This is a genomic window from bacterium, assembly GCA_040753555.1.
Classification (GTDB): Bacteria; UBA9089; UBA9088; order UBA9088; family UBA9088; genus JBFLYE01.
Map to the genome: position 1 here is coordinate 1 of JBFMDZ010000100.1, position 7,888 is coordinate 7,888.

Annotated in this window: 6 protein-coding genes; all 6 read right to left on the reverse strand. The window is 37.3% G+C overall.

The genetic code is table 11. From position 1 onward, the window contains the following. Positions 1-397: 397 nt before the first annotated feature. Positions 398-754, reverse strand: a complete 357-nt coding sequence (locus AB1630_08480) for a DUF5618 family protein (GenBank protein MEW6103829.1) — start codon at positions 752-754, stop codon at positions 398-400. A gap of 291 nt (positions 755-1,045) precedes the next feature. After that, complete coding sequence (locus tag AB1630_08485; GenBank protein ID MEW6103830.1) at positions 1,046-1,270, reverse strand: addiction module protein; 225 nt, start codon at positions 1,268-1,270, stop codon at positions 1,046-1,048. Positions 1,271-1,275: 5 nt separating this feature from the next. Then, positions 1,276-2,007 (reverse strand): formate--tetrahydrofolate ligase, encoded by a 732-nt coding sequence (locus AB1630_08490; protein MEW6103831.1) that lies wholly within the window; start codon positions 2,005-2,007, stop codon positions 1,276-1,278. A gap of 10 nt (positions 2,008-2,017) precedes the next feature. Next, a complete protein-coding gene (locus AB1630_08495; protein MEW6103832.1) occupies positions 2,018-3,871 on the reverse strand; it encodes a hypothetical protein in 1,854 nt (617 codons plus the stop codon). Between the two features lie 19 nt (positions 3,872-3,890). Next, positions 3,891-6,455, reverse strand: a complete 2,565-nt coding sequence (locus AB1630_08500) for a hypothetical protein (GenBank protein ID MEW6103833.1) — start codon at positions 6,453-6,455, stop codon at positions 3,891-3,893. 198 nt (positions 6,456-6,653) lie between these two features. Further along, positions 6,654-7,888, reverse strand: a 1,235-nt coding sequence (locus AB1630_08505) for a formate--tetrahydrofolate ligase (protein ID MEW6103834.1), incomplete at its 5' end; no start/stop codon positions are given.

The window sequence follows — 7,888 nt, forward strand, 5'->3', positions numbered from 1 at the left end:
TTTCCTCATCCGATATTCAAGGAAAACCCCTGCTTTGGCTCCAAAATCTTCCTCCCTTACATTGGACATACCCTTTTGTTTTATTTCAGAGGAAAGTTCCTCGAGAGAAGGATAATACAACCCCCCCCTCTAATAACCCAATCCTTAATCTTTTCTCCAAACCCTCTGCCTCTGCCAAAATGGGCAAAAGCATCATTCCCAATCCCACAATTAACACCCTCATCTGTTGAATAGACATCTTTTTACCTCCTATTTTTAAAATTTTTTTAAAAAATAATCTTTTTTTCTCTCTACATCACCCCCTTAAAACAAAAAAGCAGGCTTCTTTTTATTAAACCTGCTTCTTGAAATTTTATATATAAACCCTCATTAATAAAAAAATTTGCAAGAAAAATTTTTAAGCCTCAATCTTCTCAATAAAGTCTTTTGTTGCCTTCAAGGCATCCTTGACCATATCAACATTATAAAGAAGTCCTCTATAATAACCTGCTATGTGTAACTCTTTATATAAAGATTCAAAACTTTTTAATATCTTCCCATTATGAATTATCGCATGCTTTCGCAACATTTCCCGATAGCCATTTACAGATTTCGGTAATTTTTTTTCATCTATTCCTTTCTTCAATAAATATGTATCAATAGCCTTTAATACCGCAAGATAGGCAGTGCCACAAGCCTCCTGGACATACTTAACATCTGTATAATTATTATCCTCAATCGGAGCATTTCTTAATATTTCCTTTGCATTGTTCAAATACCTTACAAATACCTTAATGGCTCTTTCATTCCAAAGATTATACCCTCATCATAATACCCTTGTCAAGGAAAAAAAATTTTCTCTATATCTTTACAATTTTCCTTTAAATCTTCCATTTTAATTGCGGTAATTTTCGTGAATAACCGCATACATTTCCGGCATACGACAGATCGTCTGAATACCACATCTACACAACTTATAAACTCTTCTCCTAATCCGGCTCGTCGGTCTTCATACCAAAAATAAGCCTCTCTGAGGTCTTGTTCGGCCTCTGGTGCAATAACCAACTCAACGGCCATAATGCCTGCGAACCCTTCGTTTGACTTCTTCCCAGGAAATCCCTAAGGCTGGGTTCTTGATAAGGTTTGCTTTCCTTCGGGCCAACTCTTCCTTCTGCCATTCGTGAATTGACACTGCCTCAGGAGTAGCCGCAAGTTCATCCCAGAGATCTTCCACAAGCTGGAGTTTCTCCGCTAAAGAGAGGTCAAAGATTGAAGCAAGCGTAGTATTCATCATAACTAAAACAACCCAACCACCCTTCCATTTTCATCTATATCAACCTTTGTTCCTGCAGGGATTGAGGGAAGGCCTGGCATTGTTCGCATTGCTCCACAGAGGGGATAGAGGAATCCTGCACCGGCAGAGAGATTTACATCCCTTACAGGAAGGGTAAATCCCTTTGGTCTTCCCTTAAGATTTGGATCATGGGATAATGATAAATGGGTCTTTGCCATACAAATGGGAAGATTGGCATAGCCATTTTCGGTATAGAGCTTTATCTTTTTCTCAGCCAATGGTTCATAAGAAACCCTCTCTGCTCCATAGACCTTTGTTGCTATGGTTTCTATTTTTTCCTTGATTGATATATCAAGGGGATAGAGGAAATTAAACTTTGGTTTTTCTTGGCAGGCTAAAACCACTTTGTTTGCCAATTCAATGGCACCTTTTCCACCATCCTTAAAATTTGTGCAGGGGATGGCATCCATTGCTCCGTATTCCTTGGCAAGCCTTCTAACAAGCTCTATTTCTCTATCGGTATCGTGTTCAAATAGATTTATGGCAACAATTGCAGGAAGGCCATGTAGCCTCATATTTTCTATATGCTTTTCCAAATTGCAACAGCCCTTTTCTAGGGAATCAAGGTCTTCTGAGGTAAGCTTAGGGTCTAATGGCTTTCCTGGGATAACATTGAATCTTCCTGAGTGCATCTTTAATGCCCTGTTATATGCTGTGCCGTGCCCCTGCTCTATACCTTCTCTCTCATAATTCTACCTGCGAGAACTTTACTTTTTCATCTTTTGCATTTAATAGTAGAGAAAATCGAAGTTTACCTGGTGCCCAAAGGGCCCTTCCCATAAATGCGTTTCTAAGAGGACTTGCTTTTGTAAATGGTGAACTTTGCCAATTTAAGACAAACAATACATCAAACTCAGCACAACAAAACTTCTTATCATCTTGACTATCACACAGAGCAATTTTAACTTTATTTACATAATAATCATAATAATATTTTCCTTTCTCTAATGTATATTCAATCTCTCTTCTTAATCTCAATCCAACTGGGATTTTCAATAAGCTGTCACGGTATTTATCATTAAAGGCTAAAATATCTGGATTTCCTGTATCAAAATCAGCTATAATTAATCTATCTTGTCTGATTATATCTTTGTATTTCTCATCCTTTCTGCCAAGATAAATTGGGATTGCAGGATAAGGATTTTCTGGAATTTGCGGGTTAAAAGTCCAATTGCTTTCTTCTATACATTGGCTTTCTTCTATAACATCCCTACCAACCACATAACATACTTTACCCACTTCCTGTTGTATTTTCTCTAATTCATCATCTGAAGGGTAATAAGGACTATTTGATTTTCCCGCAACTTTTAGCTCCCCATTATCTTTATATACTACAAGGGTTTTTGCCTTAGTTTCTATAATCTTCTGATTTATTTGCTCACCATATCTTTCATAAACCGTTGTGTATAACTTATCATAAGTCTTAAAATCAAGTCTGCCTACTAAAACAGACGGATCAAGATCAAATGGATCGGTTATACTCAACCCTTCACCATTAACCTTTATTTTACTAAGTGTTGAAGAACAATATTCCCATTTCCACATTCGTCCTGTTCCCTTTGAATAAGCTGAAGTATTATATTCTTCAGGAACAGGATATACAATCTGGACAGATACTGGAGGCATTTTCATTTTCTTCTTTAGCCGAGAGGTAAAATCCTGAATTGCTACTGTCTCTGTTTTTGACCCAAGAGGAGTAATCCAGATGTTAGTATAGCCTTTCTTCTTATAGAGTTCTTCTACCTCATTGAAAAGTTCGTTAGCAAGTTCATCAGGCTTTAATGAAGAAACATATTTTATCAAAATTGTAGGATCACCTGCCTTTTCACGCTGGATTAAATATTTATGTTGTTCCTCGGCAAGAATGTCCCATTCCTCTTTTCTCTCATCTTTTTCTATAATAAGAATTGTAAAATCTGGTTCATCATCCTCCCAAAGAAAAACCTCTCTTTCTCCTTCATGACCTCCAAAGAGAATTAGTAATCTCTTTCCTGTTATGTACGAACCGTTAAACAAAGAGAGATGTTTAATTTCCTGACAACCCCAACTAAGTCGTTGTCTCCTTTCTGATGCATATTCTTTAGGCTCAGCATAGAGCAATCGAAGAATACCCTTATTTTTTACCACTTTCTCCATTAGAATATCTAAAAGAATAATGAGGTAAAGTTTAGTAAAACATGTAATATCGACCGTTATACAGGGATTAACACATCCCATTTTATCAAGCATATCTCTAAATTTTTGCATCGGCTCCTGAGGATCTCTTAGTCGTCCATGAATAAAATTACTCCTACCTTCTTCTAAGGTAACACTGTCAAGCCTCCTCTTTAGTGCATTTAGATACACCTCTTCTGCTTTCTTAGTATGTCCATCTTCGTATCTAAATATTACACAATGCCTTGTCTGATAATTATCAAATTTTGATACTGTCTTTAAAACCCGAGGTTCAAAGCTACTAGCACTGACAAAGAGGTCATCAGGCATTGATGGTCTTAGTGTATTTACTTTTTCAATCCTGCTAAATTCTAAATCTCTCATCCAATCTTTCCTCCTCAATTTAACGATGAAACACTTTATTAACTATATGGTTAATCAAATCATTTTGGTCTTTCCATTCAAAGGATGATTTTCCATTCCATAAAGAGGGATAGGTATTTTTTGACCACCCTCTTTGCCAACAACACCATGTTTGCCTCTTCTTACTCTTACCATAAGAAAATCCCAATAAGAAGCTTCTCAGGGGATCTTCTGAGGTAATGTCAATAAGAGAGCGACCTGAAGCATGGATACAAAACCATCCTTTCTCTCTCAAATCCCAATGAGGAGAAGCATCCTCATCTGTAATTATTTCAAACCCCTTCTTTTTCCCCTCTTCTGTAATTCTTCCTATAATTGATTCCCACAAACCTGCCTTCTCTGAAGGCCATGAAATATATAGGCATTTTTGTTCCTGTTTCATAAGATTACGCTTAAAGCCGCTGTAAGCAGAGGTACCATACTGTCTAAATGATGAAGTGATAGTTTCTGCTGCTTTGCGGATAGATTCTTCGTTTAAAGTATAGATACAGATGCCAGGACCACGAATTTCTCTCGGCAATTTCTCAAAGGCATTTTGGTTTACAAGAAGAAATGCAGGCTTTTCTCTTCCATAACAAATACCCAACTCTAACATTACATTTGGCCTGATTGAGCTTACATCCATAACAACAAAATCATGTTTCTTAATCTCTTCTATTATCCTATCAAGTTTATTTTTATTTGCTGGGGCGATTCCCATATCTTCTATATCTAGGCATACGATTCCAAATTCTCCTAACAATGCTGATTTTAACCAATCGCGTACCGTCTTAATTTCAGGATTCTCTTCAAATGAAACAGAAAGGAAACATTTCAATGCACCTTCACCCTCTCTTACTTGACCTACCTTTTCCCTCCACCCACCATACATCTTTCGAATGAAAGGAGGAGAAATTTCTGCCTTTTTCCTGAGTGTATCTTCAGGAAGTCTCAACATACCTTCTCCCCACCATGGTAAACCATGTTTATAGAAAAGTAGTCGATTTATCGTGAGGCCTTCTATAGGAATATCAAATAAATATCTATCTTTCCACTCTGCAAAATAAAATGCACCATAAGTGAACCCTTCTTGAATTATCTTTTCTATTTTAGTATCCATCAGAGACTCAAACAAGGGAGGTATTTCAATACAAATGGTATTTCCTCGAAATCGTTTATTTGAATCCCAAGCACTGTTACGAATTTCATCACACAAAAAGGCAATAATTGATGTAAGATAAGGTCCTGGTGGAGCATCAAGTGCTTGAATTATCTCTAAAATTTCATCTGCTGCTTGTTCTACAGCTCTGGTCTGGCAGCTCTCATTTATAGATTCACCTTTAGAGTAAAAAGAAGTGTCTTCTTCAATCATAAAATACCAGGCAAGTGCACAGAGATTCAAGAATGTTCCTACATTTAAACTGCTAAGTTTAGCAAAGGCATCAAAGCCAAGATATGTTTCTTTACCTTTTATTATCTTCTCTTCCTTAGAAATGGTTGATTGCATATAAAGAGAATTAAATCTTTCTTCTGGAAACCCTGTTTCTTTTAACAAACCACGAATTGATTCAAGATATGCAGGAGATTCAATCCGATGTTGCTCTTTAAATACAGAAAGCCTCTTGTCGCCAATATTCTCTAATAATTTTATTCGTTCATCCTCATCACTATGAGTAAAGACTAATGGAATAGTTTTGATTCGGGGGCCAAATTCTATCACACTACCACTAATCGATCGAAAAGTAAGCACTTCAAATGGCCTTGTTGTAATTTTAGTAACATGACCAAATTCTTCTACTACAAGCTCAAAGACTACACTTTGTTCATTAACAGATAATTTATGTAATTCATCAAGGAGCCACCAAAGTTTAACAGGGTTATCAAATGTAGAAGAGATATCTTTTAAAATCTCACTCAACCACTTAGTTACAAGCTTAGGTGTGAATACTTGCGTTTTTGATAAGGGTTCACTATTCTGAACTAAATTTGTCATTTCCTTCCATATCTGGAAGCTAATATCTTTAAGAGTGGTTTTATTGCCATACTCACTCCCTAATATTGCTAATATCCTTTTTACTATTTCTTTTTCTATCTCTTTATTAAAATTACTATACTTCTTTTCACAGGCTATTGCTATTGCCTCACAAAAACGTTTTATCAGAACCAGAGAAAAATAATGCATATAGGATTTCTTTTGTTCTTCATTCCAGTCTTGTCCTCCCTTTGTGTCTACTGGTTGACTCCCTACTTCATTAATTCTTTTGGAGTGAAGAGGATGTACACTAAGTTCTGCTCCCAGTAACACATATATTCCTATTATATATGGATGGACAAATTTTTGTAATTCAGGTGAAGCCTCAACCTGGGTTTCCAGAGCCAATCGTCGCAATAGGATTGTTTTGCCCGTTCCCGAACCTCCCACAATCAAATGATGAGTATTCTCCATAACCTTATCCCAAAAGTGAGTAGGAATAAAGCTTTCTGCTATAAAATCAGGCGGTGTTTCAGGAATGACCCGTAAAGGATAAAATGGATTTTTTATCCTTAATGATTCTTCTCTATCCATCTTTTTCCCTTCTATGCTAAAAAATGATATTGGATTTCATTATGATCTTATCCTTCTTTCTTAAAGCCATCTTCAAATGAGTTATACTCCTTTTAATTTTAAGGCACAGCATTGCATATAACTCGTTCATATCTGCACTGGTTCGGATACCCCTAATTTTAAGGTTGTATCCGAATGGTTTATTTATTAAGTTCCCATTTAAAACAACCCAACCACCCTTCCTCCTTCATCTATATCAACCTTTGTTCCTGCAGGGATTGAGGGAAGGCCTGGCATTGTTCGCATTGCTCCACAGAGGGGATAGAGGAATCCTGCACCGGCAGAAAGATTTACATCCCTTACAGGAAGGGTAAATCCCTTTGGTCTTCCTTTAAGATTTGGATCATGGGATAGAGATAGATGGGTCTTTGCCATACAAATGGGAAGATTGGCATAGCCATTTTCGGTATAGAGCTTTATCTTTTTCTCAGCCAATGGTTCATAAGAAACCCTCTCTGCTCCATAGACCTTTGTTGCTATGGTTTCTATTTTTTCCTTGATTGATATATCAAGGGGATAGAGGAAATTAAACTTTGGTTTTTCTTGGCAGGCTTCAACTACCTTGTTTGCCAATTCAATGGCACCTTTTCCACCATCCTTAAAATTTGTGCAGGGGATGGCATCCATTGCCCCATATTCTTTAGCAAGTTTTCTAACAAGCTCTATTTCTCTATCGGTATCAGGTTCAAATATGTTTATTGCCACAATTGCAGGAAGGCCATGTAGCCTCATATTCTCAATATGCTTTTCTAAATTGCAACAACCCTTTTCTAATGAATCTAAGTCTTCTGAGGTAAGCTTAGGGTCTAATGGCTTTCCAGGGACAACATTGAATCTTCCTGAGTGCATCTTTAATGCCCTTATGGTTGCAACGATAACAATGCAATCGGGAACAAGACCTGAAGCCCTACATTTTATATTCAGGAATTTCTCCGCCCCACAATCTGCCCCAAATCCACTCTCTGTAACCACATAGTCAGAGATCTTTGTGGCAACCAGGTCTGCTAATATTGAGGAATTACCATGGGCGATATTGGCAAAAGGTCCAGCATGAACAAATGCCGGTGTTCCCTCAAGGGTCTGCATCAGGTTTGGTTTAATCGCATCCTTTAGAAGAACCGTCATTGCTCCCGCACATTTTAGGTCTTCTGCGGTTACTGGCTTTCCCTCATAGGTTGTTCCAATAACAATCCTTGCAAGCCTTTGTCTTAAATCCTTCAAGCCGGTAGTTAAAGCCAATATTGCCATAACCTCAGAGGCAACTGCGATGTCAAACCCGGTTTCCCTTGGGATGCCATTTTCCCTTCCACCCAAGCCAATAATGATATTCCTTAATGCCCTATCTGAAACATCAACCACCCTTCTAAATGTAATAGAAAGGGGATCAATATTAC